The organism is Escherichia fergusonii ATCC 35469, from assembly GCF_000026225.1.
In the GTDB taxonomy this organism is placed as follows: Bacteria; Pseudomonadota; Gammaproteobacteria; order Enterobacterales; family Enterobacteriaceae; genus Escherichia; species Escherichia fergusonii.
Map to the genome: position 1 here is coordinate 1,193,556 of NC_011740.1, position 17,296 is coordinate 1,210,851.

The 17,296-nt window shown below is 44.0% G+C and carries 15 protein-coding genes; 7 read left to right on the plus strand and 8 right to left on the minus strand.

The window, feature by feature from the left end; genetic code table 11:
• Positions 1–4 precede the first annotated feature (4 nt).
• Positions 5–232, minus strand: a complete 228-nt coding sequence (locus EFER_RS05845) for a YccJ family protein (RefSeq protein ID WP_001143120.1) — start codon at positions 230–232, stop codon at positions 5–7.
• A gap of 20 nt (positions 233–252) precedes the next feature.
• Positions 253–849 (minus strand): NAD(P)H:quinone oxidoreductase, encoded by a 597-nt coding sequence (gene wrbA / locus EFER_RS05850; RefSeq protein ID WP_001151432.1) that lies wholly within the window; start codon positions 847–849, stop codon positions 253–255.
• A gap of 361 nt (positions 850–1,210) precedes the next feature.
• Between wrbA and EFER_RS05860 the strand changes: the two genes are divergently transcribed.
• The 6 genes from EFER_RS05860 (at position 1,211) to bcsB (ending at position 11,405) form a co-directional block, all read left to right on the plus strand.
• A complete protein-coding gene (locus EFER_RS05860; protein WP_001273659.1) occupies positions 1,211–1,384 on the plus strand; it encodes a con-10 family general stress protein in 174 nt (57 codons plus the stop codon).
• A 217-nt stretch (positions 1,385–1,601) separates the two neighbouring features.
• Positions 1,602–2,240: an HTH-type transcriptional regulator RutR gene (gene rutR / locus EFER_RS05865; protein ID WP_000046884.1), complete on the plus strand. Its 639-nt coding sequence runs from the start codon at positions 1,602–1,604 to the stop codon at positions 2,238–2,240.
• A gap of 1,085 nt (positions 2,241–3,325) precedes the next feature.
• Positions 3,326–5,674, plus strand: coding sequence for a sensor domain-containing phosphodiesterase (locus EFER_RS05870; protein ID WP_000286911.1), 2,349 nt, complete (start codon positions 3,326–3,328; stop codon positions 5,672–5,674).
• A 4-nt stretch (positions 5,675–5,678) separates the two neighbouring features.
• On the plus strand, positions 5,679–7,019 hold the full coding sequence (locus EFER_RS05875; protein ID WP_000477642.1) for a GGDEF domain-containing protein: 1,341 nt from the start codon (positions 5,679–5,681) through the stop codon (positions 7,017–7,019).
• Between the two features lie 68 nt (positions 7,020–7,087).
• The gene (bcsA, locus tag EFER_RS05880; RefSeq protein ID WP_000025047.1) at positions 7,088–9,193 is read left to right on the plus strand and encodes a UDP-forming cellulose synthase catalytic subunit; all 2,106 of its coding nucleotides are present in this window, start codon (positions 7,088–7,090) and stop codon (positions 9,191–9,193) included.
• A 64-nt stretch (positions 9,194–9,257) separates the two neighbouring features.
• Positions 9,258–11,405 (plus strand): cellulose biosynthesis cyclic di-GMP-binding regulatory protein BcsB, encoded by a 2,148-nt coding sequence (gene bcsB, locus EFER_RS05885; protein ID WP_015953331.1) that lies wholly within the window; start codon positions 9,258–9,260, stop codon positions 11,403–11,405.
• A 37-nt stretch (positions 11,406–11,442) separates the two neighbouring features.
• Here the strand turns inward: bcsB and yedF are convergent, their stop codons facing one another.
• Positions 11,443–11,676: a sulfurtransferase-like selenium metabolism protein YedF gene (gene yedF, locus EFER_RS05890; RefSeq protein WP_000790504.1), complete on the minus strand. Its 234-nt coding sequence runs from the start codon at positions 11,674–11,676 to the stop codon at positions 11,443–11,445.
• On the minus strand, positions 11,673–12,899 hold the full coding sequence (yedE, locus tag EFER_RS05895) for a selenium metabolism membrane protein YedE/FdhT (RefSeq protein WP_323802196.1): 1,227 nt from the start codon (positions 12,897–12,899) through the stop codon (positions 11,673–11,675). Before yedE ends, yedF begins: the two co-directional genes overlap by 4 nt.
• Positions 12,900–13,064: 165 nt before the next feature.
• On the opposite strand from yedE, the gene yedD reads away from it, so the two are divergent.
• Positions 13,065–13,478 (plus strand): lipoprotein YedD, encoded by a 414-nt coding sequence (gene yedD, locus EFER_RS05900; protein ID WP_002431599.1) that lies wholly within the window; start codon positions 13,065–13,067, stop codon positions 13,476–13,478.
• 32 nt (positions 13,479–13,510) lie between these two features.
• On the opposite strand, the gene amyA is transcribed toward yedD, so the two are convergent.
• The 4 genes from amyA to fliD all read right to left on the minus strand — a co-directional run bounded on the left by amyA (position 13,511) and on the right by fliD (position 17,267).
• A complete protein-coding gene (gene amyA / locus EFER_RS05905; protein WP_000795463.1) occupies positions 13,511–14,998 on the minus strand; it encodes an alpha-amylase in 1,488 nt (495 codons plus the stop codon).
• Positions 14,999–15,063: 65 nt separating this feature from the next.
• Complete coding sequence (fliT, locus tag EFER_RS05910) at positions 15,064–15,435, minus strand: flagella biosynthesis regulatory protein FliT (RefSeq protein ID WP_000203723.1); 372 nt, start codon at positions 15,433–15,435, stop codon at positions 15,064–15,066.
• The gene (gene fliS, locus EFER_RS05915) at positions 15,432–15,842 is read right to left on the minus strand and encodes a flagellar export chaperone FliS (protein ID WP_000100992.1); all 411 of its coding nucleotides are present in this window, start codon (positions 15,840–15,842) and stop codon (positions 15,432–15,434) included. The genes fliT and fliS overlap by 4 nt, the downstream gene beginning before the upstream one ends.
• Positions 15,843–15,860: 18 nt before the next feature.
• Positions 15,861–17,267, minus strand: coding sequence for a flagellar filament capping protein FliD (gene fliD, locus EFER_RS05920; RefSeq protein ID WP_000146107.1), 1,407 nt, complete (start codon positions 17,265–17,267; stop codon positions 15,861–15,863).
• Positions 17,268–17,296: the final 29 nt, after the last annotated feature.

Consider the following 17,296-nt stretch of genomic DNA (forward strand, 5'->3'; position numbering starts at 1 on the left):
AGGATTAAACGTTTTTACGTTCGATGGTCTGTTCGCCCCAAAAAAGCGAATCTTTATCGGTTTTAGCAAAGGCTTTGACTAACACTTCATCGCTACCTTCTTCCCAAATTTTCTCCGCCATTTTTTCGTCATACCCGGCGACTTCAAAAATGGCCTCGGCTATTTCCGGCGACGTATTGCGCAGAGATGCCCATTCACCGACGTGATGAGCTTTCGCTTCTTGAGTTGGCATGCGTATCCTCCTGTTGAAGATTAGCCGTTAAGTTTAACTGCCAGACCAGCGACATATTCCCCTTGATAACGAGCAATAGACAGTTCTTCCTGGCTGGGCTGGCGTGAACCGTCACCGCCTGCGATGGTGGTTGCGCCGTACGGCGTTCCGCCACGAACCTGCGAGACGTCAAATAATTCCTGCGCTGCGTAGCCAATAGGGACAATCACCATGCCGTGGTGCGCAAGGGTCGTCCAGGTGGATGTGATGGTTTGTTCCTGACCACCGCCAGTACCCGTGGAGCTAAAGACGCTCGCCAGTTTTCCGTACAGTGCGCCGGAAGCCCACAGGCCACCCGTCTGATCCAGGAAGGTACGCATCTGGCCCGACATATTGCCAAAGCGGGTCGGTGTACCAAAAATAATGGCGTCGTAATCTGCCAGTTCTTGCGGAGTTGCAACGGGGGCAGTTTGCGTTTTACCGCCTGCTTTTTCAAATAATTGCGGCGGCATGGTTTCCGGTACACGCTTAACGATAACTTCTGCGCCATCGACTTTGCTTGCGCCTTCCGCGACGGCACGCGCCATCGTTTCAATATGTCCGTACATGGAATAATAAAGCACCAGAACTTTAGCCATTTCTAACCACTCCTCGTGTTATCTCTATTCCGTAGCGATTCGCTACCACTCTTTTAAAGATAAGACGTCCTTTTCAGAGTGCAAATTTCACAACCACTTATTTGATTTATAACAATTTTCACAAGCGCGTAAATTTGTCGCAAAATGATACATTTTTATCCCATCGCGTTTTTTTAATCATAAGAGTAGCTTATGGGTGATTATTAGAAATGATATTAATTCTTGCTAAGAAGCTATTGCAGGATATTACCAAACGCCGACCTGTCCGCGTCACTTCACTAAGCTTAGTCCCACGTAGCGAAAATATGGCAGCCGCCATACGCCGCGTTCAATCCATGCAATATGATGACGGAGGTCAGTGATGGCAAACCATCGAGGCGGTTCAGGCAATTTTGCAGAAGACCGCGAAAGAGCATCAGAAGCAGGTAAAAAAGGTGGACAGCACAGCGGGGGGAATTTCAAAAATGACCCGCAGCGCGCATCTGAAGCAGGAAAAAAAGGTGGCAAAAGCAGTCACGGTAAGAGCGACAGCTAGCCAGGCTTAGTTAATGACGAATGCGTTTTTGTCTGAAGAGCGTCATTAAGCCACCACCGCCGGTAGCCCCGGCGGTTTTTTATTGTCTTTAAATTCAACAACTGTTCTCTGTTGCCCGTTCATAAATTCTGCATTCAGCTGCAATCTGAATGCAGAAGGTCGAGGCCGGACAGGCCTTTTGCTATCCTGTTGCCCATATGAAAAGAGGGGAGAGCGCATGGCACAAGGCGCAGTGAAAGCAACAGGTAAACGTTCGCAGGCAGTGAGTGCGAAGAAAAAAGCGATCTTAAGCGCAGCACTGGATACTTTTTCACAATATGGTTTTCACGGCACCAGACTGGAACAGATTGCCGAGCTGGCGGGAGTGTCGAAAACGAATCTGCTTTATTATTACCCGTCAAAAGAGGCCCTTTATATTGCCGTGTTACGTCAGATCCTTGATATCTGGCTGGCACCGTTAAAGGCGTTTCATGAGGATTTTGCACCGCTGGCAGCGATTAAAGAATACATCCGCCTGAAACTTGAAGTTTCCCGTGATTATCCTCAGGCATCGCGGCTGTTCTGTATGGAAATGCTGGCAGGTGCGCCGTTACTGATGGATGAATTAACGGGTGATCTCAAGGCGTTGATTGACGAGAAATCGGCGTTGATCGCGGGGTGGGTGAATAGCGGCAAACTGGCGCCGATCGATCCGCAACATCTGATCTTTATGATATGGGCATCCACTCAGCATTATGCTGATTTTGCCCCTCAAGTGGAGGCAGTAACAGGTGCAACCCTGCGTGATGAGATATTTTTTAATCAGACTGTTGAGAATGTGCAGCGGATTATTCTTGAAGGCATTCGGCCTCGTTAGGGCTTAATCATAAATTACAGAAAGCAGGCATATGTCTGCTTTTTTTATATCCTCGAAAAGTTACAAGTTGCAGCCCGGTATATTTTACTTAGTGAAAGAGATGAACTTTTAAAGCGTCGATTATTAAAATTTTAATAATGCCATCATATTAACGCTTAATTTTTAATAATTTTAGATATTGGCGCTTTTTGTATCTGGGTGATAATTTAAATTTAACTGATAATGTGAGTGATTAATTTCATTATTATTGTAATTCAGTCTGATGATGTTGAAAAAACAAGCGATACTGGCTAATAAACAAACAAATTCATTCGGTGATTAATGCTTTATTTTGATTTATATCAAGAATTACAATTTTCATTGATTAAGATTAAGTGACTAAGCATTGTGTAGTTATCGTTTATAATATGTCACATATGCAATATATTTTAGTGATATGTTCTGATTTGTTTATGTCTGCCAACATAAAAAGCCATACAAAATCAACATAAAAGAAAAATGCTTATGTAATCAATGGCTTCACATTGCAGAAAGTTAAAAATAAAATGTTGGGTCAAAGGATTTATCAGGCTGTCATATTCTCCGTTTGAAGTTACCCGATCACTCTTTGTAGTGAAGAAGCTGTTTATTAAACATTGTAAGTCATATTTTAACCATGACGGGGCTTTTATTGCACGACTGAAGGTTAAAATATCACCACAGCATGCTCATGTAACTCAGCGGTAATTTACCAGGAAAGTATTACCCCTTCCTCTCCTGCCAAACATGGATCGTTTAATTCAAATAAATATCTAACGGGACCGGCTCTTAATTGCATAGCCAGAGCCTGACTGTTTGTACCCTATATCTCATTTCGTTAAAAACACGAAAGGCGGTAGCGTGGGCGTTATTCAGGTTAACAATCGTATATGGGAACAATTAATGATGTTTAATGTCACATGGGTTACAATTTAGATCATTGAATAAGAGAATAAACGACTAAATAGTTCGAATTGCAGTCGCAGTACCTGCAACTTGAAGTGTGTGGGATATAAAAATTATCTTCTTAATATAGTTTCCAGCATATCATTTAGAACTCATCATTTATGTATAGTATTTCCGAAAAAGTTAACTCCAGTTTCAAATTCGCAATTACTGTCGCCATTGCTGTTTATATTTTGCTGAGTCTTTTTACTGCCTTTGACTTTCACAAAAAAATTGCAGAAAGTTCTTCAAAGAATCACCAGGAATTATTACGGAACAATTTACGCAATTATTTTTCAAAAGTAGAAAAAGAAGCTGATGCGCTAAAAGATGCACTTTATCTGTTACAGGATGAAGAAGAGATCAAACGTGCATTAATTCATCGTATGGCAAAAATAGAGGGCATAAATCTGGTTGGCCTGATGATGAATAATGGTAAATATTATAGCTTCATTCGCACGCCCGGTGGTGAAATAAAACTACAGGCGAAATTTGTCCCTGGCAGACCACTCACTGGCGCCGATGGTGAAGTAATTGATGAGAACTTTAACCCTCTATCTCGTCCGTGGAATGACATTCCTCCAGGTGCGGTTAGCAAATGGGCATCATGGTACGATTGTTATGGTATGCCCGGTAAAAAATGCTTTACATTCTCTTTGTCTCCTTCAGAAAATGAAAAAAACAATTTTGCAATCAAACTTATTCATTTGGATCTGGATGAGAAATATTTGACGAATTTTTTAAATGCTCAGGGGAAACCAGGCGATATTATCTTTTTAGAAAATAATGGACGAATTATCGGCGGGAATGAGGAATCAACGCTACATCTTATCGTTAAAGATACTAATGGTGAATACAGAACCAGTAATGATACTGATGAGTATTTTGAGAAAGTCATTATATTACCTAAACTTCCTGATGTTAAATTTCACTATTTCTATTCGCTTAACAGTAAGTTATCCTATCTGAATAAAAGTTTTGTCTTAATGTTTATGAGTGGAATTGTCTGCTTCTTTCTGCTCTGGTACATCATCATTGTAATTACCCGAAAAATTAGTGGTGAGTCAGGTAAACTGGTGCGTAATCTGGAACATTTAGGCAATTCAGTCTACAAGGAAGATAAAGTAGATATTTCAACCGAAGATAGCCGAGAAATTGTTGAACTTAAGAAAATTATCAATACCATTGGTGAGAAATATAAAGAAAGAATTGAACGTATGTTAAATTTGGTTTCCTACGAACAGGGGACTAGTTTTTATATCAATACAGCGGTTATTGAAACCAATAACAAAGATTATGTTGCAGCAGGAATGATTTGTCTTTACGGGCTTGAGTTTGCTGAAGCCATTTATGGTAGCGAGAAATACAATGCTATTATTAGTGAATTAAAGTCGAAAATCTCTGCAAAATATTCATCTCACTGTGATATTATTAAAATATCAAACGACAGATATTTATTGCTTTGCTATACAGATTGTGAAGAATTTATTTCTAACTTCTCGGTTCTTAATCTCCCGGAAAATATATTTTGCCTGCGGAATATTTATGTGCATAAAACAGCACTTTGTGAAACCTTTTCCGGGAAAGATGTGTCTATATATGAAGGTAAATTAAAATTAGCGATGACAGCTATGCGCGAAAATAAACAATCTGAATTTCTGTATTATGATGATATTAAACTTCACGAATTAGATCAAAAGGTATGGGTGGCAAGCAATATAAAACATGCAATCAGCCGTGGTGAATTTTATCTGGTGTATCAGCCGATCGTTAATATCGACAGCAACGAAGTCGTGGGAGCGGAAGCGCTGTGCCGGTGGAACTCAGCTGAGTATGGTTTTATCTCCCCGGCTGTATTTGTGTCTATCGCTGAAGATATTGGACTGATTAAAGAGCTAGGTGATTATATACTTGAGAATGCTATTCGCGAATTCAGCCAGTTCAGTAATGAGTATGTGATTAGTGATGAGTTTTTATTGCATATTAATGTTTCTCCCTGGCAGTTAAATGACTTCGATTTTCATCATCGTGTTTTGCAGTTGATTAAAGATTTCAATATTAATGCCGGACAAATTTGTCTTGAGATCACTGAATCAGCAGTAAAAGAGATTAATGACAGCTTTTATAACAATATTATTGTGTTAAAAGGTAACGGTATCAAAATTGCGCTGGACGATTTTGGTAGTGGGCTTGCTGACTTGAAGAAACTCTACAAAGTTAAACCCGACAGTATCAAAATCGACTCCGAGTTTACTTCCGGGGTATTTGATGAAACCAACCGGATAGTATGGTTTATTTCCAGTTTTGCCCGAGAAGAAAATCTACCCGTTATCGCTGAAGGTGTGGAAACAGAACATCAGGCAAAAGAATTACAAAAATTGGGCTTCTCACAGGTACAAGGATACCTGTATCAAAAGCCGTTACCATTCTCTGAATGGCATATCGATAGCAAACCACAGAAAAGAAGTTAAGACAATGTTTAAGTATAAGAATAAAGCAGCAGGTATTAGTGTGCTATGTTTTGTTTTTATATCAGCGATAACATGTACGCTATATACTGAAAATGTTAAGAGTAAAATAAACGCCGTAAAAACGGCTATTGTGGATAATGGTCTTTCTGTTGCCAATGTGTCAGAATATCGGCGTGCTGTCGCGACGAACTTATTAGATAAAATTAATTCTAACCCAGAAGATTTTTTGAACCACATTCGGCAAAGTTATGCAGAGCAACCTGCTCCTGGCTATTTGTATGATATAGGTCCATTTTTTATTAATAATGATCATTGTATCAATATTACCATGAAAGGTGGTGATTATTGCAAAGAAATAATGACTGCTTTCAAAGTTAATAATCACCACCAGATTGGTATTATTAAATTTTCTGGAAAAGGATATGCCTATTATCAACACCCGGTGGGTTACAGAATGTCATTAATATTCGTTGTTGATCCTGAACGTTATCTTTCGCTGATGAAATTACAGACAGAAAAAAGACAGGATTTATTTATCTCATTATATGATATCAACGATAATGAGAAACGAATAGCGGGAGACGATTTCTTAATTAGCGACTCTATTTTCCCCATGTCTGCCTCTACACGTGCCTTATCGTATGTTCCTGACATGATGTTTATTGTGGCCTACAAAAAAAGTAAATATTTCGCCATCTGTTTTATTTTGATTGCAATCTCAGCCGTGATTACATGGTTGATTTATCATTATCATGTCAAATTATTAAGCAAAATTCTCTATCGCGGACAACTTGAAAAAGAGGCAATTTTATCAAATCAATTTCATGAGATTAGAGGTGAAAATATATTTTTCTCACCAAGCGAAATTAATATGATCCGCGATATTTATGATTTTGGTGCCTATGACAGCCTCACTCGTGCTTCTGTGCGTCGTATTTTCGATAGTGATATTAACGACTTGAGTGAAAATTTCGGCTTTTTATGTTTGTTTGATGTGGATAAATTTAAAGTCATCAATGATAAATTTGGTCATTTGTTTGGTGATGAAGTGCTGATTAAACTGGTAGGTCTGATTAAAGAACAATTACCATGTGATAAAGGCGATGTTTATCGTTTTGGTGGCGATGAGTTTGCAATTATCTACCGCGATAATGATTTAAACGCCTTGCTACACATGCTTAGTCATATTGTCAGATTCAGGATGGGGGGCTTGAATTGTAGTTGCAGTATTGGCATCGCCAGTACTGAGGAGTGTGGCAACAATATTGAACGACTGAAAGTGATGGCAGATGAACGGTTATACAAAAGTAAGAAGAACGGCAGGGCACAGATTACCTGGCAATAATCTGTAAAAATGATGCCGAAATTGTTTCAAATCCGAAAGGAAGTCATTTAAATCCAGGGCTAATTGATGTGAGTATAAAATATAAACCACATTATCATAAATTACTTCTGCTGGTTATTATAACGCTTTGTATAATCTTCATCTCGCTGATTGAGCAACCACTTACTCTTTATCAACAGACGTTTTTTTCTGCCATTATTTGTCTTGCGGTCCTGCTGATCAATTTTGGCAAAGGAAGATTTATTACGCTTTTCTTGATGGGTATCGGTATTTTGATCTCATCACGTTATATTTTCTGGCGGATTTCAACCACCTTAATATGGGATAAATATCCCGATATTTTCTTCTCGTTAACGCTACTGATTGCCGAGATCTATGCTTGGGCCGTGTTACTGCTGGGTTATTTTCAGGTTTGTTTCCCGCTTAACCGTGAGAGCTTGCCATTGCCAGCAGATCCAACACACTGGCCATCGGTGGATATTTTTATTCCAACCTATAATGAGCCGTTGTCAGTGGTGCAAAACACTGTTTATGGTGCATTAGCGATGAACTGGCCAGAAGATAAAATCACCATCTGGTTATTAGATGACGGAGGTAGAGACGCGTTTCGCCGTTTTGCCGAGGAAACAGGAATTCGTTATGTAGCCAGAAGCACTCATGAACACGCGAAAGCAGGAAATATTAATCATGCGTTGAAGCTGGCGAAGAGTGAATTTGTCGCTATTTTTGATTGCGACCATATTCCTTCGGTATCTTTTTTGCAGCGAACAATGGGCTGGTTTTTAGCCGATGAAAAACTGGCGATGATGCAAACGCCACACCATTTTTTCTCTCCTGATCCTTTTGAAAGAAATTTAGGGAAATTTAGACAGAAACCTAATGAAGGTCATCTGTTTTATGGCTTGATTCAAAATGGTACTGATACGTGGAATGCCTCGTTCTTCTGTGGCTCTTGCGCGGTTATCCGTCGTAAACCGTTGGATGAAATTGGTGGGATTGCCGTCGAAACGGTGACAGAAGATGCGCATACATCTCTGCGTTTGCATCGTCTTGGCTACAGTTCAGCGTATTTGCGCTATCCATTAGCTGCTGGTCTTGCAACTGAAACATTATCGGCACATATCGGGCAACGCATACGTTGGGCGCGCGGCATGATCCAAATTTTACGTATCGACAACCCGTTGTTGGGAAAAGGCCTGCAACTATCTCAGCGTCTGTGTTATCTCAGCAGTATGATGCATTTTTTGTCAGGCGTACCACGACTAATTTTTCTTTGTGCACCACTGTGCCCCATTTTTTTCTCCGTAGGGCTTATCGATGCTACTGTCACCGATATTATGTCCTATGTTTTGCCGTATCTGTTTATTGTGGTATTAATTAATTCACGGATTCAGGGTAAGTACCGCCATTCATTCTGGAATGAAATTTATGAGATGGTGCTGGCCTGGTATATTACGCTACCGACACTGGTGGCACTAATTGCCCCGGCGAAAGGGCGTTTTAATGTCACTGCCAAAGGTGGATTGATCGCCAATAAATATGTGGACTGGCAGATCTCATACCCATACGTTATTTTTGCTATTTTGAATCTATGTGGTCTGATAGCAGGCATAATTCAGGTTAGTGAGTTAAATGGTGAAGCGGCACTGTTAAACACAATATGTTTAATGTGGCTGGTATATAACACTATTATTATTGGCGCAACGCTGGCAGTTTCTATTGAGCAAAAGCAAGTGCGTGTTTCGCCTCGTATTGAGGTCGCGTTTAGTGGTCACTTGTTGCTGACGAATGGCACACGACACACTTGTTCGGTAATCGATTTTTCTGAGGGAGGATTAGGTATCACGCTTCATAGCAGGCTGGGTAATCGGAATATCGAAAAAAATAAACCAATGACTTTATATTTACATACTGGTGATGAGGAGTGCGCGATCCCTGTTGAAATTGTTCACGCGTTTAAAAATAAAATTGGTTTGAAAATATTGCCTATGACGCATAAAGAACATATCGATTATGTACGGGCAACTTTTTCGCGTGATAATCTCTGGAGTGACTGGCATAATAGCCTTCCTCGCGACAAGATTTTAAAAAGCTTTTTGACTATTTGTTGGGTTTCTCTAAAAGGTTATTACCAGTTCTTATTATTTTTAATTTCTCCGATGAAGAAGAAATGACTATTTAATTTTTTCTGTGTTCATAAAGTCTCTTCACTGTAATTAGTTTTTAAGATTTCTGATAATGCTAAGAAAACTTTTTTGCATCTATGCACTGGCAATGGGAATAACGTTACTGCCAGTGGCAGCTGCTACACCGTCAACAACGAGTAGTTCTTCAACTCAGGATGAAATTTCACGCGAGGTAAAACTCTCCTTTGCGCAAATCTCGCCTTTGGGAAAAATGAAGCTCAATGGGGTAAATCCGCATGGCACCATTGAGTTCGGAATGCGTAGTGACGAGGTAGCAACAAAAGCGTTGCTTAACCTTGAATATACGCCATCGCCTTCACTATTGCCTGTTCAGTCGCAACTCAAAATCTATCTCAATGATGAGTTGATGGATGTATTGCCGATTACATCGGAGCAACTGGGGAAAAAATCGCATGCCAGGGTAACGCTTAACCCACTGTATATGAAAGACTTCAACCGTGTGCGAGTGGAGTTCGTTGGCCATTATCGACAAGCTTGTGAGAACCTGACCAACAGTAGCCTGTGGGTGGACGTTTCAGGGAATAGTGGGCTGGAGCTTCGTTGGCAAAAAATTCCCCTACAGAACGACTTAGCTTTTTTCCCGATACCGTTTTTCGATTCCCATGATGAGGGACCCACAATTATACCGATGGTATTTGCCGGATCACCTGCCAGCGAACAGCAGCAGGCTGCCGCTATTGTTGCCTCATGGTTTGGCTCACGCTCCGCCTGGCGTGGGCAACAATTTCCTGTACATTACAATCAGCTGCCATCCAGTAATGCTATCGTTTTTGCCACTAACGATAATCGCCCGGACTTTCTCAACAATTACCCGGCAGTAGATGCACCGGTGGTCGGGATGATGACGCATCCTGCTTATCCGCAACATAAATTATTGCTGATCCTGGGGCGTGATGATCAGGATCTACTGATGGCGGCGAAGGGGATTGCTCAGGGCAATATATTATTCCGTGGCGAAAGGGTGGTCGTTAAAGATGTCAAACAGCTGGCAGCACGAAAGCCATACGATGCGCCAAATTGGGTACGTACTGATCGTCCAATTACGTTTGCCGAGCTGAAAACCTGGGAAGGGCAGTTACAGTCCAGTGGCGTGGATTCTGCGGCAATTGATGTGGCACTGAATTTACCGCCAGATCTCTTTTTATTGCGCAACAGTGGTATCGATATGCACCTTAAATATCGGTACACCGCTCCGCCGGTGGTCGATGGTGCGCAGATGGATATCAGCCTGAACAACCAGTTTCTGCAATCCGTACCCTTGAACGACCATGCGCAACGTCAGGTGTTGCGTTTACCGCTTTTACAAGAATTACTTGATGATCATCCTGAAGTACCCGTATCTGCGCTAAAACCAGGGGAAACTAATCGTCTGCGTTTTAACTTCGAGTTTAAAAATGCGTTGCCAGAACGGGCAGATAAGCGCTGTATGAATTATCGGATGATTGAGAATCATGCGGTAATTGCTGATGACTCGACGATCGATTTCTCTAAGTACCATCACTTTTTGGCAATGCCAGATTTACGGGTGTTTGCACACACGGGGTTTCCGTTCAGCCGGATGGCGGATCTCTCAGAAACGCTCGTTCTGATGCCAAAAGCGCCAGACGAAGCGCCGGTGTCCACGCTGTTAAATACGGTTGCGTTAATCGGAGCACACACCGGGTTTCCTGCTATCAATCTCACGGTAACGGATGATAGTCGTGCTATTGAACGCAGAGATGCGGATATTTTGCTTATTGGCGCACTTCCGGAGAATCTGAAAGACGCTAACAATATTGCACTTAAACAAACTCAGACAACGCTTAGCTCCTCCGCTGCGATGGCATTGGTGATAGGATTTGAGTCCCCGTGGCACGAAAAGCGCAGTGTAGTGGCGTTACTGGCAGAGAATGCTCAGGATTATCAGTTGCTTAATAATGCTCTGAATGACAGCACAAAACGCGCCGGGATATCTGGTTCGTTGGCGATTATTCGTGATTCAGGCGTTGAAAGTCTGCGGTCGGGCGATATTTACTATGTTGGTCATTTGCCATGGTATGAGCGGCTGCAGTATACCCTGGCGAATCATCCTGTTTTACTGGCGGTGATGGCTGCGAGTAGTGTGATGCTACTGGCATGGGTGTTGTGGCGAATACTGCGCATTATCAGCCGTCGCCGTTTGAATCCGGGGCAGGAGTAATAAAAGAGTTACCCACCATGCGGTGGGTAACCTGAATTCATTTTTGAATTAAATAGCGAATGGTCGGGCCATCTTGTTGGATGTCGAGCACGGTATAGCCGTGATTGCGGGCATCCAGTGGGATGTTATTGATCGACTGTGGACAGTCGCTCACCACTTCAAGAATTTCGCCTTTTTTTAACTGCGGCATGGCTTCAAGGGTAGCGACCGCCGGATATGGGCAAGGTTCGCCAACCATATCAAGACGATAATCAGGAACGATGTTTTTCATGCAATCTCCTTAACGCTTTGCACGCCAGCACGACGGAAGAAGCGTTTTTCCCAACCGATAATCAGCAGCAGCGCTGCAAACAGTAACAAATAAGTCACCAACAGGCCGCCCATCGGACCAAAGGTTTTTAGCAGGTTGATTTTGTCCCAGTCGGTTGCCAGTGCAGGGGCAAAATCATCCCAGTAATAAGCCAGAATCGTAGAGCCGATGACGTTGCCAAGACCGACCCACCAGTAATGCACCTGACCTTCCACGGCGCGATACATCCAGCCCGTTTCGCAGCCACCCGCCAGCACAATACCAAACCCAAACAGTAAACCACCGATCACTGCGTTAGGACCTGCCCACATGATTTTCGGTTCTACACCCAACTGCACATAACTAAAAATACCAATCGCACTCACCGCCATACCGATAATGATCGCTTTTGCCATATGTGTGCGACCGGTGATCCACATATCGCGGAAGGCGGAAGTAAAGCAGATTTGCGCACGTTCAATCAGCAAACCAAAACCGACGCCAAACAGCATCGCCAGCCCCAGTTTTGGTTGATTCATCGCCGTTAATAGCGCCCAGCCAAGCATACCGATAAAGACCAACATCCCAAGGCGGAAGCGACGTCGCGCCTGATCAGGTTTTTGGGTTAATGGCGATGCGGCAGAGACTTTCTGCATTTTTACCGGAATACGGAAAATGGGTAACAGGGTAAAGCGCGCCCCGAACCATGAGCCGATAGCGGTGGCAATGGCAAAGAACCAGGCATGTAGCGAGAACTGTGGAATGCCGGTAAAGAACGCGGCGAGGTTACAGCCCATCGCCAGACGTGCGCCAAACCCGGCAATTATGCCACCGACAATGGCTTGCATAATGCGAATACGGCTACGTGGCATACGTAATTTAACGTTGTTAGCCCAGAGAGCTGCGGCAAAACAACCGCCAAACATACCGAGGATCATCATCCCGTCGATACGGGTTAATGGCGAGCCTTCGAGATGGATAATTTTAAAGTATCCCCACTCTTCGGCATGTACGCCAAACAGTTGCAGGATCTGACCGCCCCAACGGGTAAATTCGCCAGTGACTGCCCAGAAGGTGCCAGTGATACCAAAATAATAAGTGGAGAGAATACCGGCCGCGATGACCGCAGGGATAGGCGCCCAGAATTTAATCAACCAGGCTTGTTTGAATTGTTGCCATGACATGTATGTAGCCTCTGAACTCAGAAGGTTTGAAACAAGAGCCGCGAATAATACACCAGACAAATTTATTTGCGGGGTAATAATTGATAAAAATAATGGTTAGATCAAATTTCTGGCGGAACCTGGAAAGGCTGGCAGCATCAGGGCTTTAATGCCACAATCCTCTTTTCTTCTCATGCAGGACTAATGATGAAAAAACTCGCAATTGCAGGCGCACTTATGCTGTTGGCTGGCTGTGCCGAAGTCGAAAATTATAACAATGTCGTGAAAACTCCCGCGCCCGACTGGCTGGCAGGATACTGGCAAACCAAAGGGCCACAACGCAGCCTGGTTAGCCCGGAAGCGATAGGGAGTCTGATTGTCACCAAAGCGGGCGATACGCTGGATTGTCGTCAGTGGCAGCGGGTGATTGCTTTACCTGGTAAGCTGACGCTGATGTCTGATGATCTCACCAATGTCACCGTGAAACGTGAACTGTATGAGATTGAGCGAGATGGCAACACGATTGAATATGACGGCATGACGATGGAACGCGTGGATCGTCCAACCGCAGAGTGTGCAGCGGCCCTGGCAAAAGCGCCATTGCCGACGCCACTGCCGTAACCTCATACCCCGGCGTGCTGCCGGGGATATTTTTAAATCACCTCTTCAATAACCCACACACTGACGCTACCGCCATTGCAAAAAAACGTTGCTTCGCCGTTTTCATCGGTCACCACACTCTCTTGTCGATTACCGAGGAAATCTCGCCAGGTTTTATTGCCGTAATTTTCACCAAGAGTAATGGTTTTTTCGCCATCGTCGCCGTTCGACATTATCACCACACATCCCGGAGCTTCGTCGGTGCCGCTACGGCTAAAGGCGATACAGTTCGGATGATCAAAATAGAGTGTCTGTACGCCATGGGCAAACCGCTGGCGGGCGAGAATTAACTCATCCAGTTGCTCAATAACGGGCATATTAATCGGATACGTTTGTCCATCACCGCCGACATCTTCGTAATGAGCACCGTAAAGATCAGGGTAGAACACCGAAGGTACACCGTTTTCTCGCAGCAATATCAGGGCATAGGCCAGCGGCTTAAACCACGGTTCTACGGGGGCTTCCAGTGCCTGTAATGGCTGAGTATCGTGGTTTGCCACCAGGGTAACGGCATGGAAAGGATCTGCTTCCACCAGCGTACCCGTGAAAATCTGTGTCATATCGTAGTCACGCCCCATGCGAGATGCTTCGTGAAATTTCATTTGCAGCGGCGCATCAAACAGCATGGTTTTACCTTCCACTTGATCAATATACGTTTGCAGTTTATCGACCTCGTGCGACCAGTATTCCGCCACAATAAACAGCGGTTTTGGCGCGACTTCCTGCACGTGTTCAATCCACTCTTTATAAAACCAGGCGGGAATATGTTTTACCGCGTCGAGACGAAAACCATCACATTGCGTTTGTTCCATGACCCAACGCGCCCAGTATTTGATCTCTTCCGTGACCGCATGATTGCGAAAATCGATATTCTCGCCCATCAGGTAATCGAAATTACCCAATTCATCATCAACCTGATCGTTCCAGCCCTCTCCGGTGTAGTCATTAACGATTTTAAAAATGCCATCTTCATTGGGGTTTTCGATATGGTCAATGCCACTAAAGCATTTGAAATCCCAAATGAATTGCGAATATTTTCCTGCACGGGCAGGGAAGGTATAACGCGTCCAGCCTTCGCATTCGATAATTTCATCATCAATTTGCGTGCGATCATCTTCGTTGACTCGCTGAACACGAATCGCTTCTTTTTCGTCCGCGCCCATCTTGTGATTCACTACCACATCCAGCAAGACGGCAATATTGTTACGTTTCAGGGCATCGATCGCGCCAAGCAGCTGCGCTTTATCACCATATTTGGTAGGAATGGTGCCTTTTTGATCAAACTCACCTAAATCAAACAGATCATAAGAGTCGTAGCCAACGGAATATCCCCCTGAAGCGCCTTTATAAGCCGGGGGAAGCCAGACCATATTGATACCAATATCATTTAAACCGTCGGCGCGTTCTGCCAGTTCCGGCCAGAGTTGACCGCCTTCCGGGTAATACCAGTGGAAGCATTGCAAAAGTGTGGGGTTTTTCATCTTCCGTGCTCCAGAAGTCATTAGCGACTTCTGGAGTATGGAAGATTTTAAGACGAGGCGAGAGATTATTGTTGGACGAAGGGCGCTTTCGGCACCAACAACATTCCCGACAGATGGCCATAGGCATGGTTGATGGATTTTTGGCGTGTCGATTGGCCTATCAGGCCACTAAGTTCGTCCAGGCGCAGTTGCAGCAACCCTTTAATCTTTTGCTCATTATTGAGCGCCTGGCTGATATAGCCGGTGATCATCTCCTGGATACCCGGTGCCATTTTAGGTGGAGTTTGTGATTGCATGACTGCTTCAATCCCTTGTAGATAGGTAACTTCCTGTTCCAGAAGCAGGTTCCATTCACCACGTTCAGCAAGCTCCAGCAACGACTGGCTTAGCAGCGCCACTCGCTGCCAACGGCTAATAAACTCCACGGGTGAGGTCATTCACGTAACTCCTGGGAAACGCCTTTTGGCGAAATCTGTTTCCAGGCATCGGCAATATTGCCCAATAACCCTTCAACTTCTTCAATGGCCTGGACGTCATTACGCACATTGGCCTGTAGCAGGCGGCGAATCATATAGTCATAGAGACTGGAAAGATTACGCGCGAGTTCACCCCCTTTCTCCTCGTCCAGACCCGCTTTTAATCCATTATCAATAATATTGATGGCCTTACTGAGGGCTTCACCTTTCGCCACAATTTCGCCTTGCTGCATAAACAGGCGAGCGCGCACCAGGGCGCTGTGGGCACCATCAAATAACATCTCGATCAACTGATGTGGACTGGCGCTCATCACGCCACTTTCCACACCGACTTGCGCATACGCTTGGATACCGCTCGCGGTAGACATAGTTACCTCATGTTTTGATTAGCTGCTCATAGCTTCAAATTGTTGGGTTAAGTAAGTGCTGGTGTTATTCAGTTTGCTCATCATGGTATCGAGCTGGGTAAACTGCGCCTGATAGCGGGCGATAGTGTCATCGATGCTGGCACTGACAGAAAGATACTGTTTGGTTAATTTTTTCAGTGTGCTGTTAATACTGTCCTGCGCGCTGTCGATAATACCGTCATCAGCCAGATAGCCTTTTACCAGCCCGGCAATTTTGGTGGTAATACCGGTTTCTTTACCATCACCAACTAATAATTGCTGAACATCAACCGAATGTTCGCTAAGCGCTTTTTTCAGTTTATCGTCATCAATTTTTAATTTGCCGGTGGTCCCGTCCTGGGTAATGCCGATTTGCGATAATGTTTGAAAATTACCGCTGTTGGCACTGGCAGAAAATTGCCCGCGAATACCGGTTTGGATTGTGCGCACGGTGCTGTCACCCAACAATGCGCCATTACTGGTATCTTGTTTTTCAGCGCCAGGATCAACTGCCGTATATTTAGTCAGTGAACCGATGGTATCGACCAGAGAGTTATATGCCTCAACCCATGCTTTAATTGCGCTGGTAGATTTTTCATCACTTTTATTGACGGTGATCGTGACGTCATCGACGACTTTTGTCAGGTTTAGCGTAATTCCTTGTGGCGCATCGGTAATGGTATTGCTGCTGCGCTCGATATTAATCCCGTTTACGCTAAGTTTGGCGTCCTGCGCTTCGACAATTTGTTCGACGTTATTTCCGGTGACGTCCGGGTTATTAAAGCTAATAAACTGGTTTAATTTGTCATCACCTTGTACTGAAACACTCATCTGATTTTCCAGACCTGTTTCTGATGAGGTTAAAACCAGTTGATAGTCATTATCTTTCACTTTCACAATGCTGGCAGAAACCCCACCATCGGCATTGTTAATGGCATCACGCAGCCCCTCCAGAGAGGTTTGTTCACTGGTGAGCTTAATTTCCAGCGGCTTGTCTTTGCCATCCTGCTTGATAACCAGCGTACGTTCGCTGTTGCTATTACCCTGAATGGCTTTGCTGTCGGTGACGGGTGTCGTGGTGCGAATAGACTGCGCCTGCGCCAGTTGGCTGACGCTGATTTTATAAATCCCGGCAGCGGCACCGGCAGTGGTGCTGACGGTTAAATCCGTCGAGGAGCTGACCGCTGTGGTGCTTTTAAAAAGGGCGGCATCGTTTAAAGCAGTATTCGCTGTCTGGAATTTCTCCAACGAGCTTTTTAAGGTGCCAAATGCCGTCAACCGGGCGGTATTGCTGCTCTGCTGTTGAGTAATGGGCGTTAAGCGTTTTTTCTCTGCGGTAGTCAGGTTCGTCAGTAATGTATCCAGCGGTAAATTAGAGCCAACACCCAACGAAGTAAACGAAGCCATGCCTTATTCCTTTTGATTGCAAACAGAAG

Excerpts from the sequence above, each read along its gene's own strand:
- EFER_RS05845 (WP_001143120.1), bottom strand. The coding sequence starts at position 232 with ATGCCAACTCAAGAAGCGAAAGCTCATCACGTCGGTGAATGGGCATCT.
- wrbA (WP_001151432.1), bottom strand. The coding sequence starts at position 849 with ATGGCTAAAGTTCTGGTGCTTTATTATTCCATGTACGGACATATTGAA.
- EFER_RS05860 (WP_001273659.1), top strand. The coding sequence starts at position 1,211 with ATGGCAAACCATCGAGGCGGTTCAGGCAATTTTGCAGAAGACCGCGAA.
- rutR (WP_000046884.1), top strand. The coding sequence starts at position 1,602 with ATGGCACAAGGCGCAGTGAAAGCAACAGGTAAACGTTCGCAGGCAGTG.
- EFER_RS05870 (WP_000286911.1), top strand. The coding sequence starts at position 3,326 with ATGTATAGTATTTCCGAAAAAGTTAACTCCAGTTTCAAATTCGCAATT.
- EFER_RS05875 (WP_000477642.1), top strand. The coding sequence starts at position 5,679 with ATGTTTAAGTATAAGAATAAAGCAGCAGGTATTAGTGTGCTATGTTTT.
- bcsB (WP_015953331.1), top strand. The coding sequence starts at position 9,258 with ATGCTAAGAAAACTTTTTTGCATCTATGCACTGGCAATGGGAATAACG.
- yedF (WP_000790504.1), bottom strand. The coding sequence starts at position 11,676 with ATGAAAAACATCGTTCCTGATTATCGTCTTGATATGGTTGGCGAACCT.
- yedD (WP_002431599.1), top strand. The coding sequence starts at position 13,065 with ATGAAAAAACTCGCAATTGCAGGCGCACTTATGCTGTTGGCTGGCTGT.
- amyA (WP_000795463.1), bottom strand. The coding sequence starts at position 14,998 with ATGAAAAACCCCACACTTTTGCAATGCTTCCACTGGTATTACCCGGAA.
- fliT (WP_000203723.1), bottom strand. The coding sequence starts at position 15,435 with ATGACCTCACCCGTGGAGTTTATTAGCCGTTGGCAGCGAGTGGCGCTG.
- fliS (WP_000100992.1), bottom strand. The coding sequence starts at position 15,842 with ATGTCTACCGCGAGCGGTATCCAAGCGTATGCGCAAGTCGGTGTGGAA.
- fliD (WP_000146107.1), bottom strand. The coding sequence starts at position 17,267 with ATGGCTTCGTTTACTTCGTTGGGTGTTGGCTCTAATTTACCGCTGGAT.